This is a genomic window from Nisaea denitrificans DSM 18348 (assembly GCF_000426505.1).
In the GTDB taxonomy this organism is placed as follows: domain Bacteria; phylum Pseudomonadota; class Alphaproteobacteria; order Thalassobaculales; family Thalassobaculaceae; genus Nisaea; species Nisaea denitrificans.
Genome location: NZ_AUFM01000019.1, coordinates 80656 through 102280, shown reverse-complemented (window position 1 = coordinate 102280; position 21625 = coordinate 80656). Strand labels below are relative to the sequence as shown.

General features: G+C 60.2%; 21 protein-coding genes. 11 read left to right on the top strand and 10 right to left on the bottom strand.

Annotated elements, in window-relative coordinates:
* The first annotated feature begins 23 nt into the window (after positions 1–23).
* The 4 genes from K328_RS0114530 to K328_RS0114515 all read left to right on the top strand — a co-directional run bounded on the left by K328_RS0114530 (position 24) and on the right by K328_RS0114515 (position 3298).
* On the top strand, positions 24–461 hold the full coding sequence (locus tag K328_RS0114530; protein WP_028466593.1) for a hypothetical protein: 438 nt from the start codon (positions 24–26) through the stop codon (positions 459–461).
* A 136-nt stretch (positions 462–597) separates the two neighbouring features.
* Positions 598–969, top strand: coding sequence for a hypothetical protein (locus tag K328_RS0114525; protein WP_028466592.1), 372 nt, complete (start codon positions 598–600; stop codon positions 967–969).
* 33 nt (positions 970–1002) lie between these two features.
* Positions 1003–2205, top strand: a complete 1203-nt coding sequence (locus tag K328_RS25925; RefSeq protein WP_051284937.1) for a glycosyltransferase family 4 protein — start codon at positions 1003–1005, stop codon at positions 2203–2205.
* On the top strand, positions 2192–3298 hold the full coding sequence (locus K328_RS0114515; RefSeq protein ID WP_028466591.1) for a glycosyltransferase family 4 protein: 1107 nt from the start codon (positions 2192–2194) through the stop codon (positions 3296–3298). Before K328_RS25925 ends, K328_RS0114515 begins: the two co-directional genes overlap by 14 nt.
* Here the strand turns inward: K328_RS0114515 and K328_RS0114510 are convergent.
* From K328_RS0114510 to K328_RS0114475, 8 genes are all read right to left on the bottom strand, one after another.
* The gene (locus K328_RS0114510) at positions 3290–4207 is read right to left on the bottom strand and encodes a glycosyltransferase (RefSeq protein WP_028466590.1); all 918 of its coding nucleotides are present in this window, start codon (positions 4205–4207) and stop codon (positions 3290–3292) included. The genes K328_RS0114515 and K328_RS0114510 overlap by 9 nt on opposite strands.
* Positions 4204–5139: a glycosyltransferase gene (locus K328_RS25920; RefSeq protein WP_028466589.1), complete on the bottom strand. Its 936-nt coding sequence runs from the start codon at positions 5137–5139 to the stop codon at positions 4204–4206. The genes K328_RS0114510 and K328_RS25920 overlap by 4 nt, the downstream gene beginning before the upstream one ends.
* A gap of 23 nt (positions 5140–5162) precedes the next feature.
* Entirely contained in the window at positions 5163–6317 is a 1155-nt protein-coding gene (gene neuC / locus K328_RS0114500) for a UDP-N-acetylglucosamine 2-epimerase (protein WP_028466588.1), read from the bottom strand.
* A 4-nt stretch (positions 6318–6321) separates the two neighbouring features.
* Complete coding sequence (locus K328_RS0114495; protein WP_036554414.1) at positions 6322–7506, bottom strand: LegC family aminotransferase; 1185 nt, start codon at positions 7504–7506, stop codon at positions 6322–6324.
* The gene (locus K328_RS0114490; RefSeq protein WP_028466586.1) at positions 7506–8504 is read right to left on the bottom strand and encodes a GDP-mannose 4,6-dehydratase; all 999 of its coding nucleotides are present in this window, start codon (positions 8502–8504) and stop codon (positions 7506–7508) included. The genes K328_RS0114495 and K328_RS0114490 overlap by 1 nt, the downstream gene beginning before the upstream one ends.
* Positions 8505–8617: 113 nt before the next feature.
* On the bottom strand, positions 8618–9766 hold the full coding sequence (gene goxB, locus K328_RS0114485) for a glycine oxidase maturase GoxB (protein ID WP_028466585.1): 1149 nt from the start codon (positions 9764–9766) through the stop codon (positions 8618–8620).
* The gene (gene goxA, locus K328_RS0114480; RefSeq protein WP_205620672.1) at positions 9763–11817 is read right to left on the bottom strand and encodes a CTQ-dependent glycine oxidase GoxA; all 2055 of its coding nucleotides are present in this window, start codon (positions 11815–11817) and stop codon (positions 9763–9765) included. Before goxA ends, goxB begins: the two co-directional genes overlap by 4 nt.
* A gap of 109 nt (positions 11818–11926) precedes the next feature.
* Positions 11927–13270, bottom strand: a complete 1344-nt coding sequence (locus K328_RS0114475) for a nucleotide sugar dehydrogenase (protein ID WP_028466583.1) — start codon at positions 13268–13270, stop codon at positions 11927–11929.
* A gap of 54 nt (positions 13271–13324) precedes the next feature.
* Between K328_RS0114475 and K328_RS0114470 the strand changes: the two genes are divergently transcribed.
* Entirely contained in the window at positions 13325–14191 is an 867-nt protein-coding gene (locus K328_RS0114470; RefSeq protein ID WP_028466582.1) for a phytanoyl-CoA dioxygenase family protein, read from the top strand.
* A 127-nt stretch (positions 14192–14318) separates the two neighbouring features.
* Here K328_RS0114470 and K328_RS0114465 read toward each other — a convergent pair whose 3' ends face one another.
* Positions 14319–15239, bottom strand: coding sequence for a pirin family protein (locus K328_RS0114465; RefSeq protein ID WP_028466581.1), 921 nt, complete (start codon positions 15237–15239; stop codon positions 14319–14321).
* Positions 15240–15468: 229 nt separating this feature from the next.
* Here K328_RS0114465 and K328_RS25915 point away from each other — a divergent pair, with 229 nt between their 5' ends.
* From K328_RS25915 to K328_RS0114435, 6 genes are all read left to right on the top strand, one after another.
* Positions 15469–17124, top strand: coding sequence for a sensor domain-containing diguanylate cyclase (locus K328_RS25915; RefSeq protein ID WP_051284936.1), 1656 nt, complete (start codon positions 15469–15471; stop codon positions 17122–17124).
* 164 nt (positions 17125–17288) lie between these two features.
* Positions 17289–18164 (top strand): shikimate dehydrogenase family protein, encoded by an 876-nt coding sequence (locus K328_RS24170; RefSeq protein ID WP_051284935.1) that lies wholly within the window; start codon positions 17289–17291, stop codon positions 18162–18164.
* 8 nt (positions 18165–18172) lie between these two features.
* Positions 18173–18715, top strand: a complete 543-nt coding sequence (locus K328_RS0114450; protein ID WP_028466580.1) for a hypothetical protein — start codon at positions 18173–18175, stop codon at positions 18713–18715.
* Complete coding sequence (locus tag K328_RS24165; RefSeq protein WP_051284934.1) at positions 18712–19392, top strand: glycosyltransferase family 2 protein; 681 nt, start codon at positions 18712–18714, stop codon at positions 19390–19392. Before K328_RS0114450 ends, K328_RS24165 begins: the two co-directional genes overlap by 4 nt.
* The gene (locus K328_RS25910) at positions 19389–20051 is read left to right on the top strand and encodes a glycosyltransferase family protein (protein WP_028466579.1); all 663 of its coding nucleotides are present in this window, start codon (positions 19389–19391) and stop codon (positions 20049–20051) included. Before K328_RS24165 ends, K328_RS25910 begins: the two co-directional genes overlap by 4 nt.
* Entirely contained in the window at positions 20048–20761 is a 714-nt protein-coding gene (locus K328_RS0114435; RefSeq protein WP_028466578.1) for an acylneuraminate cytidylyltransferase family protein, read from the top strand. The genes K328_RS25910 and K328_RS0114435 overlap by 4 nt, the downstream gene beginning before the upstream one ends.
* 25 nt (positions 20762–20786) lie before the next feature.
* On the opposite strand, the gene K328_RS0114430 is transcribed toward K328_RS0114435, so the two are convergent.
* Positions 20787–21560, bottom strand: a complete 774-nt coding sequence (locus K328_RS0114430; RefSeq protein WP_156901362.1) for a hypothetical protein — start codon at positions 21558–21560, stop codon at positions 20787–20789.
* Between the last annotated feature and the right edge of the window lie 65 nt (positions 21561–21625).

Sequence of the window (21625 nt, the reverse complement as noted above, 5' to 3'; positions counted from 1 at the left end):
TCTTACGATAGGATGGGCGTCTGATGCCGAACAAATGGGTTCTCGAATCCGACCTGATTTTCCTTGAGCCAGCCGCGCGTTTTGCCGGACTGAACCCGAATGCCGTCCGTGAGTATCCGGGGCCGACGAAAGTTGCAGCCCTGATCTATCCGACCCCCTTTTGCCGGAACTCCATAGATTGGATGCGCGCCTTGTCGCACCTTGTTGCCCGAAACCGGGACTTCGAGCTGTTCCTGGTCAATGTAAAATCCGAGAGCGATATGCGGGAAACCAGCAGGACCCGAATTTATCCGGTTCTCGATGACCAAATCATCACACTTCTGACCCAGATAAACCAAGCCGATACGTTAAACCTCGCGCAGCAAAGCCGCAGGGTGGAAAGTATCTTGGAGCGTCTCAAACAGCGCGCATCCGAAGCTCTGCGTGATGAAATCGCCAATTTGTACGACAAAGGGCGATAGCACCGTGTTCCTGCATACGCGCAACCGCGACATGCCGGCCCCTTGAACGGGGACACAGCATCGACTAATGAACTCTATCAGGTCTCGCGGGCGCCTGTTAAGCCTCGACGCGACGCCACTACCAGATCAGGTCCCAATGAAACAGATTCTTGCATCCATAGCTCTCGTATTGAGCCTTGCAGCCTGTAAGTCAGAGGAAGAAGCTATCGATGGCCGGTGGGTCGGCACGATTACGGATGAAGCGCGCAAAGAACTCCGGATTGACGGCAAAATCGCCGACGACTTATTCGTAGTTGTGTTCGAACCGGATACCATTCATCTGAATGACACGGTTCGCAAGGCTGAGTATCTTTCCAATAAAGGGCGGACGCTGGTCAAATTCAAGAATGAGAACCGCGTCATGACCATCTATTTTGACGAGGGCGATAAGAATAAAATCCGCATGACAGCTGTCAGCTATTTCCGCGGAAAAATCTATAACTTCGAGCTGGAACGAGACAGCGATTAACGGAATTATTTCCGCCTTGGACCCTGCCCAAAAATGAAACCACAACGCATCGGAATTTCTTGGGCCATCCTGCCTGTAACGGGCTGGGGCATCTACGGCTACCAAATCATCCGGTATATGAGCCTGAAGACCAGGTTTATTCCGGTTATGCTTGAAGACATAAATCTGGATGTCGTCGACAAATTGGAAGCAACTGTAGTTTCCAGGTTGACTGAAAAGCCCTTGTTGCAACAACCAGATGGGCTTATCCCCTTCAAAAACACGGGTAAGCGGCTACCAATTCCAATCCTCCATGCCCGCGGCACAGGCGTCCAGCCACAATTTGCAGATCATTCTCTTGGTGTCATTGGCAGTCATAATCACGCGCTGACTTTTTTCGAGAACGCCAACATCCGAAAAGAAGAATCCGAGACCTACAAACGGTTTGCAAGCGTCACAGCCGGGTCGACGTGGAACGGTGAAATTCTGAAAAATGCAGGCGTGGAGAAAACCAGCGTTATTTTCCAAGGAGTTGATCCGGCGCAATTTCACCCGGCGCCCAAAAAGGGCTTGTTCGGTGACCGCTTTGTCATTTTCGCCGGTGGCAAGATGGAATATCGGAAAGGGCAAGACATCGCGCTGGCAGCCCTGAAAATCTTCATCGAGCGGCACCCCGAAACCCTTCTTCTTTGTATCTGGGACAATCAATGGCCCCACAGTTCGGCCTATCGACAATTTTCCAACTCACCACATCTCCCCTCGGTGCCAGCTCCCAATGCCAGAGGCCATCTACAAATCGACAAGTGGTTTGAAATATTCGGCCTCAGTAGAAAGCACGTGTATGCATTCACGAACTATCCGCATCGTGAGACTCAGGGACTGATGAGAGAGGCCGACGTTGCCCTCTTCCCGAACCGTTGCGAGGGGGGAACAAATCTCGTTGCCATGGAGACGATGGCCTGCGGCATCCCAACAATTATCTCCAGCAACACCGGGCACCTCGACATTATTCATGAAGGGGCTTGCATCCCGCTCAAATCCCAATCACCGGTGCCATCGCCCGAACCGGGGTTCGACACCACAGGGTGGGGTGAATCCTCAGTTGAGGAGATCGTCGAGCAGCTGGAATACGTTTACCAAAATCGTGAGAGAGCCGCCGAGATCGGCTTGCGCGGCGCCCAACGGATGCATCAGCTTTCCTGGGATCGGCAGGTAAGCCAATTGCTCACATTCATTGAAGATCATGGCCTTTCCTGAAGCAAAACCAGAAGCAATGAACAGCAGCCTGGTGCATGCGATCGGCTGGTTTGACGGGCGTTTCGGATACAATGTTCACACTCGAAATTTCTTCGATAACTTGTCGAAACTGATACCTGTCGCAGCTTCCCCGCTGTTTGGCCTTGATGGACCGTGGCAAGAGGATCGCGCTGTTCTGACTGCGCTTACGAAGCTCTCTCCCCGCGCGACCATCGCCCTGCTCTACGGCGATATGATGGACATTCTCGACGGCGCCCCCGGTAAACGGATTGCTTATACTGTCTGGGAATCGACCGAATTCCCGGCCGGCTGGCTGGATAAGCTCAAGCGTGCCGATGAAATATGGATTCCGACGGCCTGGGGCCGTTCCGTGCTCATCGACAACGGGGTTTCAGCAAGTCAGGTTCGGATCATGCCGGAAGGCGTCGATCCTGATGTGTTCAACCCGGAGATAGAACCAACTAACGCACTGGCTGCATATGAAGGGTTCAAGTTTCTGAATGTCGGGCGCTTCGAAACCCGCAAAGGGACCGAACTTCTCATCAAAAGCTTCGATGCGGAATTCGGCCCCGACGATGCAGTACGCCTCGTCCTCTCTTGCGACAATCATCACGACCCGGATTTCGATATCGGCCGTATCCTGCGCGGCATGCGGCTTCAGCGCCCAGACCGTATTGTCGTTATCCCTCCGGTGCGGAGCCATGCCCGGTTCGCCGAACTGTATCGCGCCTGCAATGCGTTTGTTTCCCCGTTCCGAGCCGAAGGCTGGGGGCTTCCAATTTGTGAGGCCATGGCCTGCGCATTACCGGTGATCGCAACGGACTATAGCGGGCCGACCGAGTTCATGGACGACTCGGCCTATCGCGTGACCTACAAACTGGTCCCAATCGAAGATAATTATTACAGATCAGCTGCCAATGTTGGCGGATGCTGGGCCGAACCGTGCGCCCAGCATCTGCGGAAATTGATGCGCGAAGTTTACGAGGACAGGGAAGAAGCGGCCAAGCGCGGGCGCGCCGGCTCCCGCCAGATCCTGGGTAATTTCACATGGATGGATGCAGCCCGGAAAGCTATGGAAGTCCTATCAAGCTGAAAGGGCTCTTTCGGTCAGCCGCTTCCAAACCTCCAGATTGTCACCAAAAGTAGCATCCACGCTGTTTTCTATAGCTGTTTCAAACGCTCGGTCGATGAGTTGCCGATGCCACACCGGATCGGCTGCCAGACGCAGAAGGCCATCTGACAGCTCTTCTGCAACCGTCTCAAGTGTCGCACTGTTGATCCAGATACCGTTTTCCGGACATGCAACATCGCGCAAACCTCCGCCATGCATTCCAGCAACCACAATGTCTGATGCCATAGCGTCAAGGAGGGGGAGAGCACTACCGCAGAGCCCTCTGAGAGAGATAAGAACATCACAACCCACAAGCCTATCTCGCCACTCCTCAAGGGCTTCAGCATCCAGATCAACCCACTCACATTCAGCAAGCTCGGGCCAGCCTCGTGTCAAGATACCTTTGATGAAATCAATCGCGAACTGACTACCCCCGAAACAGCCGATCCGTGACACCTGCAAGTGGTCCACGATGTTTCGAGCACTGGGATTAAAGTCCAGATATTCCGCTGATATTCGAAGTGTTTCGACCGACTTCCCAAGGGCGAGTTTTTGTAACATCCGTCCCGATTCTCTGCCCGGAGCAAGCGCAGAAACCACAAGATCAGAAGTCCGAATCCAATGATGATCGGTTTGGAAAAAGATATAGGGGTTCCAAATGATAGGCGCATGGGGAATCTGCCGCTCATCAAGATGGCGACGCAGGAACTTCCGGCACGCGACATCAAACACCGCAATTGCACCGTCACCAGGCAGATGGCGTGCATCATCTGAGAACTCGTAAAGACCTGCTGCCTGCCCTCCAGCACGTAACCGATCGATCTGTCCCTGATAGAAGCGCCGCTTCTCCGAGTACGCTGGTTCTCCCTCCATCAGGACAAAGCCAATCACAGGAACGATCTCCAGAAGTCGAGAAGCGCATCATCCATTGCCTGATCCGTGTATCCGGCAACAGTCTGTCGCCCGGCCTCCACCAGTCCTGAAAATGCATTGGGATCGGCACGCAATGACAAAATCGTCTCGGCGAGCAGATGAACCAGGTTGTCAGGCGTCGCCTCATCATACCAACGACCATTGGCTGCCGTCGCATAGTCCAGACCACCACCACCATGATAACCGACCACGACACAGCCTGCGGCCATCGCCTCGAGAGGTGGGAGCCCAAGCCCTTCATTCCGGCTGAGTGAAAGGAACACGGCACTTTCCGCCATAATCGCGGCGACGTCATTCGGATGCCTGTTATGAATGCTGACAAAGGGTGTTCCCGCGATATGCGGGTACAGATACCGCAATCCATACATAACCGAACCGAATTCGATCATACGCTTGCGCGGCATATAGCAAACCTGGATTTTTTTCTCGTCCGCCGGGCCAATGGCCGGACGGATCGCCGGGCGAATGACGAACGGATCCGCAACACCATGTGCATCGCGCAGGTGCGCAGCGATCGGCTCTGATACACAGAGAAAAGCATCAATCGGGAAATCCGATAACCGCTCGTGAGGCTGCAATGTTCCCCCGAGAAAGTAGTGATTCTGGCAGAAAAAAACCCGCCTCACTGGCATAGACATGACACGGTCAAAAGTGTGCCTAGGTAACGAGTCATGCAGGACGAGAATATCGCCGGGGCCGATTGCCAGCTGGTTACTGTTCTCAAAAACGGCATCTTGATCAACCCAGGGCGGAAGCCCGCCTTCATAGCTGCTCGCGATTTTTGCGTCGAACCCAGCCCGCCTGAGGCTCGCGACGTGAGCCGCCTGCACGATCACACCACCTATCGGCTGATCGAGATTCTTCACCGTCGCATAAACTATCTGAACCATCGGTTTCCGGCGCCGCCTGTTGCCTATAACGGGTCGTGGTAGCGCTTCATGCCGACCCCGACGAAAGGCGCTGCGGTCCGGAGGCGTGCAATAGTCCGTTCCGTCGCCCGACCGTCACCATATGGATTAACCGTATTGGAACAATCCATCGCCGAAGCCCGGTGAATCGCTGCGGTGATCGCATCCCGCTCTGGCAAGCAGTCGACCACCGACGTGGCCCGTATCCGGCCATCCTGGCGAGTGCCTATATTCACCGTCGGTATGCCGAAAGAAGGTGCCTCATAGAGACCGCTGGACGAATTACCGACGACCATTGAGGCGTGACGCAATGCCGAGAGATAGAGCATCTGGCCGAGTGACTCCCGGGCGAGGATTCGGGATGAGGATAATGCAGCCTCCTCCAGGGCCAGGTTAAGAGCCGCACCACCGGTATCGGCATTGGCGTAGGTGACTAGCGACACGTGATCTGTCGGAAGATCCTCGAGAGCGGCTAAAAGTTCACCGAACTGCTCTACAGGTGAGCCTTTATCCGCAGTCGCCGGATGGAAGGTGACGACAAGCAGATGCTTGCCGAGCGGCGCCCCAACTCGACGCTCCACCTCGTCCCGTGACAAAAGGTCGAGCGTCAGGATCGAGTCGAGTGCCGGTGACCCTGTCGTGAGTACTGTCGCCGGATCTTCTCCCATCCGGATCAGGCGCGCGCTGGCCTCCTCGTTGGTGGTGAAATGCAGGTTGGAGAATTTCGAGATCGCATGTCGCAGGCCGTCGTCAAGTGAGCCTGACGTGACATCGCCACCGGCGATATGTGCAATGGGAATATTCAGCAGATAAGCGGCAGAAGCAGCAGCGAAGGTCTCGAAACGGTCGCCCAGTAACAGGACAAGATCTGGTCTCTTACCACTCCACGCCCGCGTGAAACCGGCCATCCCGGCACTGGTCGAGAGCGCCACGTCTTCATGAGAACCGCCGGTCGTCTCGCAATCGATCCTGCCGGCGATCTCGAAGCCCGCAGCCTCAACTTCGTCGACCGTATTGCCGAACCGGGGCGACAGATGCATGCCGGTGACATAGAGATCGAGCGCAAAATCCGGCTCCGCAAGAATGGCTTCCAGAACCGGTTTCTGGATGCCGAAATCGGCGCGGCTGCCGGTCACGCCGGCGATGGTCTGGCGTTTCATGCCGTCAGCCCTGGCGCCCGAGCTTCGGGCTGCTCGGCAGATTGACGATCCGGTCCACCAACTCTTCCGTCACCGAGAGAGATGCCCGAGGGCATTCGCCGTTGAAGGAGAGCTCATGCATCGGCGTCCAACAGGGCCTGGCCTGGATGCCATCCGCGTTGAGCGCTTCCAGCAGCGCTTCGCGTGCCGCCCGGTCCGGCACCATCACTACATTGAGCCAGTAATTACTGACACACCCTTCCGGTTGCCCGAAGAACTCCGCATCCGGAACAGTGGCAAAAGCCGCACGATAGCGTTCCGCTAGTGCCCGCTTCTCCGAAAGAAATTGCGGCAGCATCTCGAACTGAGCGCAGCCAAGGGCCGCGTTCAGGTTCGGCAGCCGGTAATTATAGCCAATTTCGTCATGATCGAAGGCCCAGCGGTGCGGCAGTTTCGCCGTCGTCGTCAGATGCTTCAACCGCTTGGCCAACGCCTCATCATTGGTCACCACCGCGCCGCCACCGCCTGTCGTGATCGTCTTGTTTCCGTTGAAGCTGACAGCCGCAAGGAGCCCGCCGCTTCCCATCAGCCGGCCGTCCCGGGTCGATCCGAGGCTTTCCGCCGCGTCCTCAACCAATGCCAAATGCCAGCGCGCGGCTACCTCGACCAGTCGGTCCATGCGGATCGGATGTCCGAAAACATGCATCGGCACGACCGCGCTGATCCGGCGACCGGTCTTGCGATTATACGCCGCGCCACCCCGAATCTCCGCGATGCCTTCGAGATAGGCGTCGAGCGCATCTGGATCGAGGCCCAGAGTCTCACCCTCGCTATCGACGAAATGCGGCACCGCCCCCGCATGATAGACAGCATTGCAGGACGCGACGAAGGTCAAAGCCTGAACCAGCACCTCGTCATCCCGCTCCACACCTGCAGCGACCAGAGCGATATGCAGCGCGCCCGTTCCGTTGACGCAGGCGATGCCGAAACGGGTTCCCGACGCATCCGCCACAAGTTGCTCGAACCGATCGACATAAGAGCCGACGGAGGATACCCAGCCGGTATCGAGACAATCCTTCACGTACTCCCATTCGCGGCCGATGAATTCCGGCTCGTGCAGGGGTAACGGCCGGCTCTCCGGGAGCACGGAGCGCACGGCATCGACAATGGCGGACGGATCGAACGCACTGTTCTTCAGAACGGTAGTCATCAGACCTGGTATCCTTCCGGATAGCGGGCGAGGTTCGCCGGGTCGGTGAACCACTCGATGGTTTTCTCAAGCCCCTTGTCGAAGCCGTCGCGGCCGCCATGTGCGGGCGCCCAGCCAAGACTACCTTCTGCCACCGCAACACCGGCAAACAGCCGCTCGACCTCGCTTGCATCTGGACGCATGCGCTGTTCGTCCGAAACGATCTCGACATTGCGGCCCATCACCCGGCCGATGGCCGCTGCCGTCTCGCCAATGGAGATCTCGAAACCGCTTCCGATATTGGTCACACGGCCGATGGCCGCGTCGGCTGTCATCGCCGAAACGAAGCCCTGCGCCGTGTCCCGGACGAAGGTGAAATCGCGGGTCGGCGATACGGCACCCAGCCGGATTTCCTCCGCCCCGCGCGCGAGCTGCGTGATAATGGTCGGGATCACCGCGCGGGCGGACTGGCGCGGCCCATAGGTATTGAACGGGCGCAGCACCGAAACCGCCAGGCCGAAGCTCTTTTCATAGGATAGCGCGAGATGATCCGCTGCCGCCTTGGAAGCTGCATACGGGCTCTGCGGGTTGACCGGATGTTCCTCTGTGATCGGCACGAACTGGGCGGTGCCGTAAATCTCGCTGGTCGAGGTGCAGACGACCCGCTCCGTCTCCCAGAGACGCGCCGCTTCCAGCACGTTCAACGTGCCCGTGACGTTGGTGTCGATGTAGCTCTCGGGCGCCCTGTAGGAGTAAGGAATCGCGATCAGCGCCGCCAGATGCAGGATAGCCGACGCGCCCTTCGCCATGCTGACGACACAGCTCCTGTCGCGAATGTCGCCGAGCTCAATTTGAAGGCCGCCACGCAGCTCTTTCGGAATCGTCTCAAGCCAGCCGGTCGAGCCAAAGGAATTGTAAAGCGCGAGCGCCCGCACTTCCTGGCCTTGTTCCAGCAGCGTTTCAACCAGATGCGAGCCGATGAACCCATCGGCGCCGGTCACCAAAACCGGACCCGTCATGCCTGTCCCCATAAGATCTTGCGCGCGGGAATTATGTCACCCGCGTCAGACGCCGGACGATACATCAGGCAAGGGACCGGGTGAAAGCCAGATAAGTCATACCGTGCAGAAGATCAGGAGCCTGCCGCCATTGCTTCCGCCGAAGCTCTCTTGCGGCGCTGCCAGAACGGAGAGGCATCGAACCGCCGTTCCTCGGCATAGATCGCGGCTCTGCTTTGCAAGAATTCCTGCACGCCCTGACCAACCTTTTCGGCGTAGGCAGCAAGTGGTTCTGCGTCGCCGCCAAGCCTGGCCATCGCCGCATCGGCACCCCTAATCCCGGTCCAGAGCGCGGTGGTCATACCGTGGGAGGACAGCGGGTCGAAGGCTGCCGCGGCATCTCCGATGGCCGCCCAGCCCTCCCCAGCGGCAGGGGCAAGCCAGGTCGTACCGGCACTCGCCAGATCAGGTGAGGCATCGAGGTTGAATTCGGCGTCACGCAGCCATCGCCCGACATAGGTCGTGCGCTCCAGCATCGCCCGGAAAACATCTGCATCCCGCGTCACATCCTGGGGGAGCAAATCGGGGTCTGTATAGAAATTCAGCACCAGCCGGCCATCCGCCAGCAAGGTTGCGTACCACCAGCCTTCCGGCACGGTCTCAAGCAGGGTCGCCCGGGTCGGCTCCACCCCGGCATTTTCCTGCTGCGAAAGAACAGCACACAGCGCGACAAGCTGATCCGCCCGGAACCGGGCGGCATGATCCGGTGCATGTATCCCGGCAATCACGGCGCCCCGGCCGGAGCCATCCAGGATGAACCGGGCGCCGCATCGGCCCAACCGATCCCCGTCTTCGACCTCCAGAACCCAGCCGTCGCCATTTCGGTCAAGCCCGATCAGCCGAGCCTCGACGGGTGCCGCGCCTGAGGCAACGGCCAGCGCCCGCATTTCCCGCTCAAACACAGCCCGTTCCAGAACCGTACCGGGTCCTTCGAGATGAACGATCCCGCTGCGTTCCGCCAATTGGTCGCTGCCCCAGGCGGAAAACACGGATTGTTCCGGACGATGACAGGCCGCATCGAGCAATCTGGCAGCGCCGATTTCTTCCAGCATCGGCCGGGCCGCCGGGGACAGATGCTCCCCCGGCAGATCTCCGGCCTTCTGCCCCGGAGCGATCCAGAGGGGAGAATGCCCCGTTCTGATAAGACGGAGGATTGCGGCGGTTGCCGCAATGCCGCCGCCAACCACCGCGATATCCGCTGTCGAAAACGCTGCCGCCGTCATTTCGGCAACATGCCGTCCTTCGGCTTCCAGTCGAAGCGGAACTCCATCGTGTCCGCGCGCCCGACCTCGACATAAACCTCTCTCGGTACCCCGGCCGGTGCCTTCTCGTCTCTCGGGCCGGGGAGCTTCACAACAAATCCCATCCGCTCCCAGAGGGTGATCATGTTGGTAATGCCGTCCCAATAACTGCCGTTGGCATGATAGCCGATCCCGGCCACCGCGCGGGACCAGGCCACCCGGTTGTCGAAGAACTTCCGGCGCTCGCTGGTCGAAAGCGTCTCGTTCATCAATTCCTTGTAATAGGCCTCGGGCAGCACATCGATCGGCAGCAGTGCCGGCCACCAGACTGCGGTCGGGTAATTCTCCTGCATCAGGACCTGCTGACAGGAGAAAGCATCGCACTGCCAAGGCAGTCCCATCCAGCGGGTCAGGTCCCCCGCCATTTGCGGACCGATCGGCGGCGGTGTATCGCCGTAGCCGTCGAAGGCGATCTTCGGTGTCAGCAGAAAGCCCAGATCCTGCACCAGACTGGGCCGGTCGCCATGGGCCAGCCGGAAGGGTTCCGCATTCTCATCGGTGTTGCGCTGATACATCGGCGCCAGCCGGAGATAATAGGTCAGCTCCACTCCCGGATGGAACGCACCGCCGGAACACGGCTCCAGGGCGGCTTCCGTCAGCGCGTGGGGCTGTTGTTCAAGCGGCAGGTCTTCCAGCTTTTCGACCGCATCCGCTTCGGTATCCTGCCAATCATTGACGAACTGTCCCGCCGCCCACATCCGCAGGTGCTCGTATTGCTGCTTCGGGAACTGGAACCATTGCAGCGGACTGCCGGAATAGTTCACCCCGTCCCCCATCATGTAAGGGATCTTCAGGCGTTCTTCCTTGAAGGCATCCGGCTTGGTGTTGTACGGATTGCGAAATTTCTCGAAGACCGAGAGCCGGAACGCCCTGTTGCCCTCGTCCGGATTGGCGAGCTTGGCGATGAAGGCCGGGTCGGAGAAATCGCCGATATCCATCCAGCCTTGCCGCAGGTTCGCCGCGTCGGTCAGCCAGACCATCAGCGCGACGCGCCGGAAGGTCGGGTAAATGTATTTCCGGAAGGAGATCGGCGCCTCCGGCGGCTCCACCCAGCCCTCCTCGGCATTCAGGTTGCTGACCACGTCATACATGGTCGAGATCGGCGGAATGTCCGGCGCGAAGTTCGGACCGACGCAGGCAACCCAGGCCGGATCGGCCTCGAAAGCCACACCGTTGGCCAGCTGAACCGTCGCCGTCACCGGCCCGTCGCACCAGTCGTCATGCCAGCCGTCATTATCGGCGAAACTGGTGATCGCGGCTTGGGTCGGGGAATTCGAGACACCGGACGGCGGTACAACCAGCAGCCTGCCTTCCTCATCGGTCCGGACATTGCCGAGCCCGACTTTCTCTTCCCCCCAGAATTCACCCTCGAAGGCATAGGCGGGGTCGGCTCCATCCGGATTCACGTTCTGCCCGGAGATATCCTTTTTCCCGCCATCGATCACCAGCATCCGCTCACGTTCCGTATTGTCGGTGAAATACTGGTTCCGTTTCTGCCCTGGCAAACCAGGGGCGAGATCGCCATTGTCCAGCGGGTTGTTGAAGCCGTACCAGGCCGCCTTCGCATTCACGAGATGGGCAGACCAGGAGATTTTCGCCCCCCTGCCCGTCACCTCGCCAATGACACGGTCCTGCGCATCGAAGGCATAGACCCGGAAGCGCTGGACCTGCTTCTTGATCTTCCGGTCGCCATCCTTGAAACCGCCGTTCGGCATCGGCGGCAAGCCGGGCACCTCCGGCGCATGGAACCATTCATCGCTGCCACCGACGCGGCAAATCCCGATGGCGGGATAAATCCGCACCCTGGCGATCTCGGCCCCTTCGGGCGCAGGTTTCGCAGTGCCCGCCGCCACAGCGGCTTTCGGCTGCCAGATCAGGTTTGCGCCAAGAACTCCCGCAGCCGTCCCTGCCAGAAAGTCCCTGCGGCGCACAGAATTGCCTTGCGGCTGGTTATTTAAAAATTTCCGTCCCACTGCGTTCTCCCCGTCTAAATGACCGGGCACAGACTGCCACCATTGCGCGCATCATGATAGAGTATAAATTTATTATTTCTCGTAAAAATTGCCTCCAAAAAGACACTCGTCAGGCAGAGATAATATGATCGCCTGTCAGTCCCCGCGCCCGCATGGCGTTGCGGGTATCGACCACCAGCCGGGCATGGGTCGAGATCAGTCCGTAATCCACATCGTCGTGGTCGGTGACGACCAGCACGGCATCCGCCGCGGCCAATCGTTCCGCTGTCAGCCCTTCGCTCTTGCAGCCCGCAAGCGCGCCGAATTCGCGGGACGGCAGGATTTCCGGAATCCAGGGATCGTGAAAGCCTGCCTTAGCGCCCGCAGCCCGGAGCTTCTCCAGAATGGTCAGGGCCGGGCTTTCGCGCTGGTCCGCCACGTTCTTCTTGTAGGCCATGCCGATCAGTAGGATGTCGGCGCCGTTCAGGCCCTTGCCCGACTGCCGGTCCACCGCCTCGCGCAGCCGGTCGATGACATAATCCGGCATCGCCCGGTTGATCTCGCCCGCAAGCTCGATAAAGCGGGTCGACTGGCCAACGCTGCGGGCCTTCCAGGCAAGATAGAACGGGTCGATCGGAATGCAGTGCCCGCCGAGGCCCGGGCCCGGATAGAACGGCATGTAGCCGAAGGGCTTGGTCGAGGCCGCCTCGATGACTTCCCAGACATCGATATCCATGGCGCCGTAAATTACCTTCAACTCGTTCACCAGCGCGATATTCACCGCCCGGAATACATTCTCGGTGATCTTCACCGCCTCCGCCGTCGCGGCGCTCGAGACCGGCACGACCTTTTCCAGCACGGCGCTGTAGAGCGCCACGGCGAGCTTCCCGGAAGCTTCGTCGACACCACCGACCACCTTCGGGATACGGCCGATGGAATAGTTTTGATTCCCGGGATCTTCGCGCTCCGGCGCGAAGGCGAGGAACAGGTCCTTGCCGACCGTGCGGCCCGATGCTTCGAGAACAGGCCGCAGCTCCTCGTCCGTGGTGCCGGGATAGGTCGTCGATTCGAGCACCACAAGCGCGCCCAGCTTCAGCACCGACGCCAGCGCGGCGGCGGTATCGCGGACATAGCGCAGGTCCGGATCGCGCTCAGGGGTCAGCGGCGTCGGCACACAGATCAGCACCGCATCCGCATCGCCGAGGTCAGCGATCTCTGCCGTCGCCAGAAAATCCCCCGCCGCAATCTGCGCGCCAAGCCCGTCCACCGGGATATGCGGCAGATAGGACCGCTCCGCCGTCAGCGCCGTTATCTTGGCACCGTCGATATCGTAGCCGATCACCCGGAACCCGGCCTTCAGGCAGGCCAGCGCCAGGGGCAGGCCGACATAGCCGAGCCCGATCACGCCGATCCGCGCGCTCTTGTTGGAGACTTTGTCCAGAAATGCCTGGTCGAGGAATACTTGCACCGTCATGGGATCTGTCCGTAGCCTGAAGCAGGTTCACACGCAAGCACGGGAGAAAATGCGATGGCCGGTCTCAGCGACGCGCAAAGGGATGCCTTCTGGCGCGACGGCTATCTCACCATCGAAAACGCCGTCTCGCCGGACCTGCTCGGGCGGTTGCGCGATACTTTCAGTGGCTGGGTCGAGGAAAGCCGGGGCCATGCCGCCCCCTATGGCGAGACCATCAACAACAAGCCGCGTTTCGACGTGGAGCCGGGCCACACGTCAGAGAAACCGGGCCTGCGCCGGGTCAATGCGCCGGTCGAGGTGTCCGAGGCCTATTACGAGGCGATGGCCTCCAGCCACATGACCGATTGCGTCGCCGACCTGATCGGCCCGAATCTGAAATTCCATCACTCGAAGATCAATTCCAAGCTGCCCGGCGGCGCCACCCAGGTAAAATGGCACCAGGATTTCCCCTTCACCCCGCACACCAATGACGACGTGATCACGGCGCTGCTCATGGTGGACGAGGTAACGGAAGAGAACGGCCCGCTGGAAGTGCTCCCCGGCTCGCACAAGGGCGAGATCCACGGCCTCTGGCATGACGGTGTTTTCACCGGCGCCATCGACGACGCCATCGCGGAGGAGTGCCAGAGAAAGGCCGTCCGCAGTATCGGGCCCGCAGGTTCGGTCTGCCTGATGCACACCCGCCTTCTGCACGGCTCCGCCCCGAACCGCTCGGCAAACCCGCGGACACTGTTCATCTCGGTCTATTCGGCGGAAGATTCCGTGCCGGTCTCGCCCAGCCCGATGCCGAACAAGTTCGAGGGCACCGTGGTGCGCGGCGTCCGGACCGGCCGCGTACGGGCGATCCCTTACGAGATCACCCTGCCGCAACTACCCTCGACCGCATCCTTCTTTGACCAGCAGGCGAAGCATAAGGAGTGAGTCCCGCTCCTACCGCCCAAAACCGTCATCCCGATGAAAATCGGGATCCATGATGACGATCTCCGCTCTATGAACGGTGGATCCCGACCTGTGTCGGGATGACGACTTGGGGGCAGGAGAACGCCTCTCAGATCCCTGTCGCGCCTTCGCGGATGAAGGTGCCGTTATTGAGGTCGTGGATTGCCTGCCGCAGTTCCTCTTTTGTGTTCATCACGATCGGGCCGTGCCAGGCGACCGGCTCCTTGATTGGCTTACCGGCGACGAGCAGGAAGCGGATGCCCTCCGGCCCTGCCGTGACGCTGATCTCATCACCGCTGTCGAACTTCACCAGTGTACGGTTGCCGGACATGTCGCGGACAGTCAGCTCCTCGCCGGCGAACTCCTTCTCCACCAGCACACCAACCGGGTTGGAAGCGTCCCGGAACCGTCCGGCGCCGGCGAAGATATAGGCGAAGGCGTTGGAATGGGTGTCCACAGGCAGCCGCTTGGTCGTGTTCGGCGGCACGGAGATATCGAGATAGAGCGGATCGGCGGCGATGCCGTCGACGGGGCCGCGCTTGCCCCAGAAATCGCCGGTGATGATCTTCACCTTCGTGCCGTCATCGTCCGTGATCTCCGGAATGTCTCCACCGGAAATATCCTGGTAACGCGGCGTCGTCATTTTGTGCGCCGAGGGCAGGTTGGCCCAGAGCTGGAAGCCGTGCATCTGGCCGGCCGCATTCCCGCGCGGCATCTCCTGATGCATGATGCCCGACCCTGCCGTCATCCACTGCACCGAGCCCGCCCCGAGCACCCCGTGATTGCCGAGGGAATCCCCGTGCTCGACCTCGCCCGCCAGCACATAGGTGATGGTCTCGATACCGCGATGCGGATGCCAGGGGAAACCGGCCTGGTATTTCGCCGGATCGTCGTTTCGGAAATCGTCCATCATCAGAAACGGATCGGTCTCTGACGTATCCCCGAACCCGAACACCCGATGCAGATGCACGCCCGCCCCTTCCATCGTTGGTTGGGCATGGGACTCGGATTTTACGGCGCGGATCGACATGGCTGGCCTCCAGAACTCAGAGCGCGGCGGAACTGCCGCGCTTCATGAGAGATGGGGTGATGATAGCAGATTGGGAGGGGGTGATTGTTCGCTGATGAGGACACTCTGTTGCTCTCCGTCAGCTGAAGCCATTAGCGAAATTTTCACCACTTTCGATCAAAACCGATCTGTCTGTGTTGGGGAAGGGCGCTGGCCGCAATAAAGCGCCTCGATTAGGAGGTCGACAACGATGCGTCTCAAGCATCTCTTGATTATTGCGTTCGTCGTCGTGTCGGCAGCCCCCATGTTCCTCGGTCTGCAATATCTGAATAGTCAATTCGGCCAGTACACGCGTCAACTGTTCTCCGAGAATCTCTCGGCCCTGTCCCTTATCGCCAAACAGCGCCTTCTGGGGGCTGTCGACAGGATCCGGGACACCACGTCGCTGGTCGCCAGCCGAACACAGCTTCGGCACGATATGGCAGAGTGGAATCGCACGCACGATGCGGCCTATGCAGAAGACATCGCCCGCATCATCCTCGACGCGAGACAAGGGCTGACCCTTCTGAAAGAAATCTCCGTCTATGATCGGCAAAGCAATCTTGTCGCCTCGACGTCCTCCGCACCGGCACCTTGGCGGCTCGAACCCGATCAGGTCTTCAAGGAGAGCATCTACCTGACACAGGACGGCGAAGACGTTATTGCCACCAGTGTCGCCCCGCTGGTATTCGACCACAAAGTCTCGGGCTATATCCGGCTCGCATTCAAGACCACCTTTATTACCGAACTGGTCCAGCAGCGCACCGGGCTTGGCGAGACCGGCGAATGGTTGTTCGCCGTGCGCCACGAGAGCGGCGACGCCTTGTTCGCTGTTCCTCTCAAATACGACCAGAAGGCAGCATTCCGGCGGCGTGTTGCGATGGACCGGCTCGACGTCCCGATCACGCAGGCCATGCTGGGCAACGAGATCGTCATGAGCTTCGCTCCGGACTATCTGGAAAGGCCCGTCCTGGCGTCAACGCGCTACCTCTCCGAACTCGATTGGGGGCTCGTCGCCAAGATCAACGAAGAGGAAGTCGCAGCTCTGGTAAACCGGAACACGAAGCTGATCTACATCGCCGAGCTCTCCATCATCGTGCTGGCGATCTTCGCCGGTGTAGGACTGTCTTTCTTTATCGCCAAGCCGATCGAAAAATTACGGGCTCACACTGCGAAAGTCACGAGGGGCGAACTTGCGAAACCGCCAGAGGGCGGCGGGTGGCGCGAGGTCAGGGAACTGACCGAACATTTTTCGGTCATGATTGCCACTCTCAAGGAGTTCAACGAAACGCTGCAAAGCAAAATCGACGAACGAACGCACGACCTCGGCGAAGCCAACCGGAAACTGACCGAGCTGGCGACAAGAGACCCGCTGACGGGGCTCTACAACCGGCGCCATCTTGAAGTCTGTCTGGACCACGAGATCGGTAGGGCCCGCCGCTACGGCAGCGCGCTGGCGATAGTGATTATGGACATCGACCACTTTAAAGCGGTCAACGACGCGCACGGCCACGGAGTTGGCGACCTGGTGCTGCAACGGATCTCCGAGTTTCTAAAGAGCACTCTGCGCAAATCGGATATCGTCGCGCGGATCGGCGGAGAGGAATTCTGCTGGATCTTGCCGGAGACTCCGGAGGATGCAGCCGTGGCTTTTCTCGACAGAGTGCGCATCGGTATTTCAGAGATTGCATTCGAGGCCGATGCCGTCGCGTTCAACGTAACGTGCAGCTTCGGCCTCGCTGAGCTGAGCGACGCCTCTCCTGACGCCGACAAACTTCTGAAAAATGCCGATCTCGCTCTCTACGAGGCAAAAAGAGCCGGTCGAAACCGGATCGTCGCTTTCACGCAAAGCCCTAGAGAAGTGTAAGCGAGTACCTGCTGTCAGCGACACGCCAGTCGCCGCTCTACAGCAGCTTGGCCTTCGCCATATTCTTCACCCTTCCCTCCGCACCTCCACCTGCGCTAAACCAGTCTCACTTATTCCGGCGGCATTCCGCCACTTTCCGAACCAACACCCGGGACCGGTTCCACGTGCAGGACTTTCTCGACAACGCCCCACGCATCACCACCGAAAAATTCGCCGCCATTCTCGGGCTGACCCCGTCCAAAGGTGCACGCTCTCCGCTGCTCTGGAACGCGGCCTTTACGGCCGGCGGGATCGATGCCGCGATGGTGCCGATGGATGTAACGCCGGAGAATTTGGCCGGGCTGGTCGCGGCGCTGAAGGCAGACAAACGCTATATCGGCGGTGCGGTCGCGGTGCCGCATAAACAGGAGATCGCGAAGCTGCTGGACCGGCTGGAGCCGGAGGCGGAACGGATTGGCGCGGTGAATGCGATCTACCGGGACGGGGACGATCTGGTCGGCGCCAATACGGACGGGGCTGGGGCGCTGTCGCAGATCGCGGACGCCCTGCCGGACCTCGCCTCCCGCAAAGCTGTGTTGATCGGGCTCGGCGGGGCCGGGATCGCGGTCGCGGCCTATCTGGCCGGCGCGGTGAAAGAGCTGGTGGTCGCCAACCGGACCCCGGTAAAGGCCCAGGAGGCGGCGGCGAAGCTCGGCGCGCATGTCTCAGCGGCAGCGCTGCCGCTAACGGCGGATCTGCTCTCGGAGTGTGGCGTGCTGGTGAATTGCACCTCGGCCGGATATCAGGACGGGGATGCTGGCACACCTCTCGGTGCAGACGCGGAGGCGCTGATCGCCGCCCTGCCGGAGCACGCATTGGTCTATGACATCATCTACCAGCCAACTGAAACCGCGTTGCTGAAACTGGCGGCGGCGCGTGGTCTGAAGGTACAAAACGGGCTCGGCATGAATCTCGACCAGGCGGTGATTGCTTTCCAGAAGGCAAATCCTGGCGCGCTGCCGATTGATGCGGTACGCGACGCCATGCGGAACGCGGGGTAAGCGGCACCATGAAAATCAGACCCGCCAGCGAACAGGATGCACATTTCAAACACGGTGTAATCCTGCTCGGCGACCATGCGGACACGGTCGAAGCGGAAGCCTGGCCGATCGCTCTCGATGCGATCCGGCACGAGGAGCTGGAGAAGGTGGCGGAAGATTTCGACATCGTCGTTCCAGCCGACCATCTGTCCGCACCACCATTGCTCAAGGCCGGAACGAGGCCAGCCTTTCTGGTACACGATCTCGACGCGCTGGAACGGCTGCGGGCGATGCAGGAGACAGGTACTCTCAGGGGAACCATCCTGTTCGCGCCGACCATGGTTGCCCGCATCGAGCTGCACCGGCTGGCCCGGCCGACCCTGAAAGCCGCCCGGCCGATCCCGCTCGGCAAGGTGCTGGAAGAAGCCGATATCGCCGAGGAAACAGGCGGCCCCGGCATCGCCGCGTCGCTGAAGCCGACCGTGCTTGGAAAGAAAGTGCTGTACGCCCTGACCGAAGGCGCAGCCCTCGATTTCGGGGTGGTGGATGAAGACGACTGGAGGCAGTCATGATCAGTGTCGTCCTGCGGGCCAAGAACGAAGCCGCCTGGATCGGCCGCTGCCTGACCGCGCTGAAGCATCAGCGGGTAAAGGATATCGACGTCATCCTGGTGGATAACGATTCCACCGATGACACGCTGCCGATCGCCGAGGCCTATGGCGTCAACATCCAGTATATCAGCCGCGCGGAGTTCTCTTACGGCCGGGCGCTGAATATCGGCATCGCCGCCGCGAAATACGACACCGTGGCGCTGATTTCCTCGCACTGCGTGCCGGTGGACGAGCTTTGGGCCGATTACCTGCTGGCCCATCTCGGCCCGAACGGCGACCCGAAGCTCTGCGGCATCTATGGCCGGCAGGAGCCGCTGCCGGACACCAGCGCCATCGACCGGCGCGACCTCTGGACCACCTTCCGGGACGAACGGGTGCGCCAGCGCCGGGATTACTTCTTCCACAACGCCAATTCCGGTATCCGCAAATCGATCTGGGACGAGCATCCGTTCGATGAGGAAATCCGCGGCGTCGAGGACCGGGAATGGGGCAAGCGCATGATCGCGCTCGGCCATGAAATCCTCTATGAGCCGGGCCTCCGGGTCTATCACCATCACGGCATCCATCAGGGCCGCGACGAGGGCCGCGCCAAGCGGGTGGCCGAGGTCATCGACTACATCCGGACGAGCGCGCCATGAGTGACATCCTTACCATCATCCCCGTCTATTCCGGCGCCAGCTCGACCCCGAAACTGGTGAAGCCCTTGCACGGTGCCTCCAGCCTTGTCCGCACCATCGAAGCGGTGCTGGAAGATCTGCCGGACGCCAATGTGGTGCTGACCGCCGACGATGACGCGGTGAAGGCCCAGGCTGCGCCCTTTGCCGACCGGATCACCATCCATGACCGCAAAGCCGAGAGCTATTCGGACGCGCTGGTGGACGTGCTCGATGCACATCCGGCGAAGCAGGTCGTCGTCGTCGAGCCGACCCATCCGTTCCGGCCGCGCGGCCTGATCCGGCGCACGGCGGAGAACCTGGCGGCCCGCGAGCATCTCGACAGTGTGGTCTGCGTGCGCGAGTTCGAGGCCAGCCTGTGGCGGCTCGACCCGGACCGCACCATCCAGGCGCTCGATCCGGGCGGCGACCGGCGCAGCTCGACCTATTTCCAGGAAGTCGTCGGCCTGGCGCTGGCCACCCGGCCGGAGCTGATCCGCGAGGGCCGGCGTCTCGGCGACGCGGTCGGCTTCGAGGTGGTCGACCAGTTCTGGGCCCTTGTCGATATCCGCGACGACATGAGCCTCGCCATGGCCGAAATGGTCGCGGACCGCTTTACCGAACTCAGGAATTCCATCGCATGACAAAGTCTGACCGCGTTCTCGCCATCCTGCCCGCCCGCGGCGGCTCCAAGGGCCTGCCCGGCAAGAACGTCAAGCCGATCGGCGGAAAGCCGCTGATCGCCCATTCCGTCGAGCATGCGCTCGCCTCCGGCGTCTGCGACCGGGTGCTGGTCACCACCGACAATGAAGCGATCCGCGATGCCGCCGTCGCCGCCGGGGCCTGGTGCCCCTTCATGCGCGAAGGCTCGCTGGCCGAGGACCTGACGCCGACCGAGCCGGTGCTGAAGGATGCGCTGGAGCGGGCGGAAGAGATCGACGGGCCGTTCGGCATCGTCGTCTTCCTGCAGCCGACGGACATCTTCCGCAAGCCGGAATGGATCGCCGAGTGCGTCAACCGGCTGAAGGCGGACGACAGTCTGGAAACGGTCTTCGTCGCCAACAAGACGCACAAGAATTTCTGGTCCCGGAACGCGGACGGGGAATGGCAGCGGGTGTTCGACTGGATGGCCGTCTACGGCCCGCGCCAGACCCGCACGCCGCTGTTCCGCGAAGATACCGGCCTCGCCTCCGCCATCCGCGCCGACCTGATCCGGGCCGGCAAACGGACCGGCATGAAGGTCGATATCCTGGAGATCGACGATGTCGCCTCCGGTATCGACATCCACGACGCCTTCGACCTCTACATGGCCGAAAAGGCGCTGGAATATTTCGCGAAGAACGGCGGGCAGTAAGCCCGCCGCCAAGATCGCCGAAAGGTTATTGCAGCCCTCCGCAATTCACGCTGTTACCGGCATCATAGACATAAGCCGTCACCGGATTCTGATTCGCGTTCCAGGTCACGTTTATGTTGAAAGCACAGGCACAATTGGGGCGCTGCCCTCCACTTCCATTAACGAACGAGACAAAGGAGTAACGCCAAGTCGCCGCTTCGCCTTGTCCGAGATCTTTTTCCTGATCGGTATTATCCCACCACCAGGAACCTGCATTTGACGAGCCGCTGAGAACACCGTTGTCTCCTGGTTGCCGGTAATTGTCACCACCGAACGAGGCCACCTGCTGGACCATCGCCCCAACCTGTGGGAACTCGTGCGCTTGATTATTATCGATCCGCACATCCTGGCCGCCGATCCGTGTATCCCCATCCACCGAAGTCGTATTGATGGTTGGATTACCGGCAGCCTGGCCGTTGCTGACGATGGACATCTGGAGAATCTGACCGGGCGTGCAGTGGGCTTCGTTACTCCCGTTGTCGTAGGTTGCATCAACGTAGAAACCTGTCTTTTGACTTGGGGAATTGCCGCCCAGAATTTGGGAATTCGCGCCGGTCGGGCAGGTATATTGATATTCGTTGGCGCCGCAGTTGTTTCCGCCGACATTGGGTGCCAGCTTCGCACATTCGTTGAAATCATCGATGTTTCTCGGCGAGCACATTGTCACATTATTTTGCCTTGTAATCGTCATATCCGCGCAGCCGCATGCCGCCAATGCACTCTCCGCACCAGCCAGCCCGGCACTTACAAGCAGTCCCAACGTCCATCCGTACCGCATAGCACCCTCCCTAGCTGAGTATTTTTATACTCTATCGGAAATTCAAT

Coding starts and splice junctions, on each gene's coding strand:
- K328_RS25920 (WP_028466589.1), bottom strand. CDS start 5,139: ATGGTTCAGATAGTTTATGCGACGGTGAAGAATCTCGATCAGCCGATA.
- K328_RS0114450 (WP_028466580.1), top strand. CDS start 18,173: ATGAAAATCAGACCCGCCAGCGAACAGGATGCACATTTCAAACACGGT.
- neuC (WP_028466588.1), bottom strand. CDS start 6,317: ATGAAACGCCAGACCATCGCCGGCGTGACCGGCAGCCGCGCCGATTTC.
- K328_RS0114530 (WP_028466593.1), top strand. CDS start 24: ATGCCGAACAAATGGGTTCTCGAATCCGACCTGATTTTCCTTGAGCCA.
- K328_RS0114490 (WP_028466586.1), bottom strand. CDS start 8,504: ATGACGGGTCCGGTTTTGGTGACCGGCGCCGATGGGTTCATCGGCTCG.
- K328_RS0114525 (WP_028466592.1), top strand. CDS start 598: ATGAAACAGATTCTTGCATCCATAGCTCTCGTATTGAGCCTTGCAGCC.
- K328_RS0114435 (WP_028466578.1), top strand. CDS start 20,048: ATGACAAAGTCTGACCGCGTTCTCGCCATCCTGCCCGCCCGCGGCGGC.
- K328_RS0114475 (WP_028466583.1), bottom strand. CDS start 13,270: ATGACGGTGCAAGTATTCCTCGACCAGGCATTTCTGGACAAAGTCTCC.
- K328_RS25925 (WP_051284937.1), top strand. CDS start 1,003: ATGAAACCACAACGCATCGGAATTTCTTGGGCCATCCTGCCTGTAACG.
- K328_RS25915 (WP_051284936.1), top strand. CDS start 15,469: ATGCGTCTCAAGCATCTCTTGATTATTGCGTTCGTCGTCGTGTCGGCA.
- K328_RS0114465 (WP_028466581.1), bottom strand. CDS start 15,239: ATGTCGATCCGCGCCGTAAAATCCGAGTCCCATGCCCAACCAACGATG.
- goxB (WP_028466585.1), bottom strand. CDS start 9,766: ATGACGGCGGCAGCGTTTTCGACAGCGGATATCGCGGTGGTTGGCGGC.
- K328_RS0114495 (WP_036554414.1), bottom strand. CDS start 7,506: ATGACTACCGTTCTGAAGAACAGTGCGTTCGATCCGTCCGCCATTGTC.
- K328_RS0114515 (WP_028466591.1), top strand. CDS start 2,192: ATGGCCTTTCCTGAAGCAAAACCAGAAGCAATGAACAGCAGCCTGGTG.
- K328_RS24165 (WP_051284934.1), top strand. CDS start 18,712: ATGATCAGTGTCGTCCTGCGGGCCAAGAACGAAGCCGCCTGGATCGGC.
- K328_RS0114470 (WP_028466582.1), top strand. CDS start 13,325: ATGGCCGGTCTCAGCGACGCGCAAAGGGATGCCTTCTGGCGCGACGGC.
- K328_RS25910 (WP_028466579.1), top strand. CDS start 19,389: ATGAGTGACATCCTTACCATCATCCCCGTCTATTCCGGCGCCAGCTCG.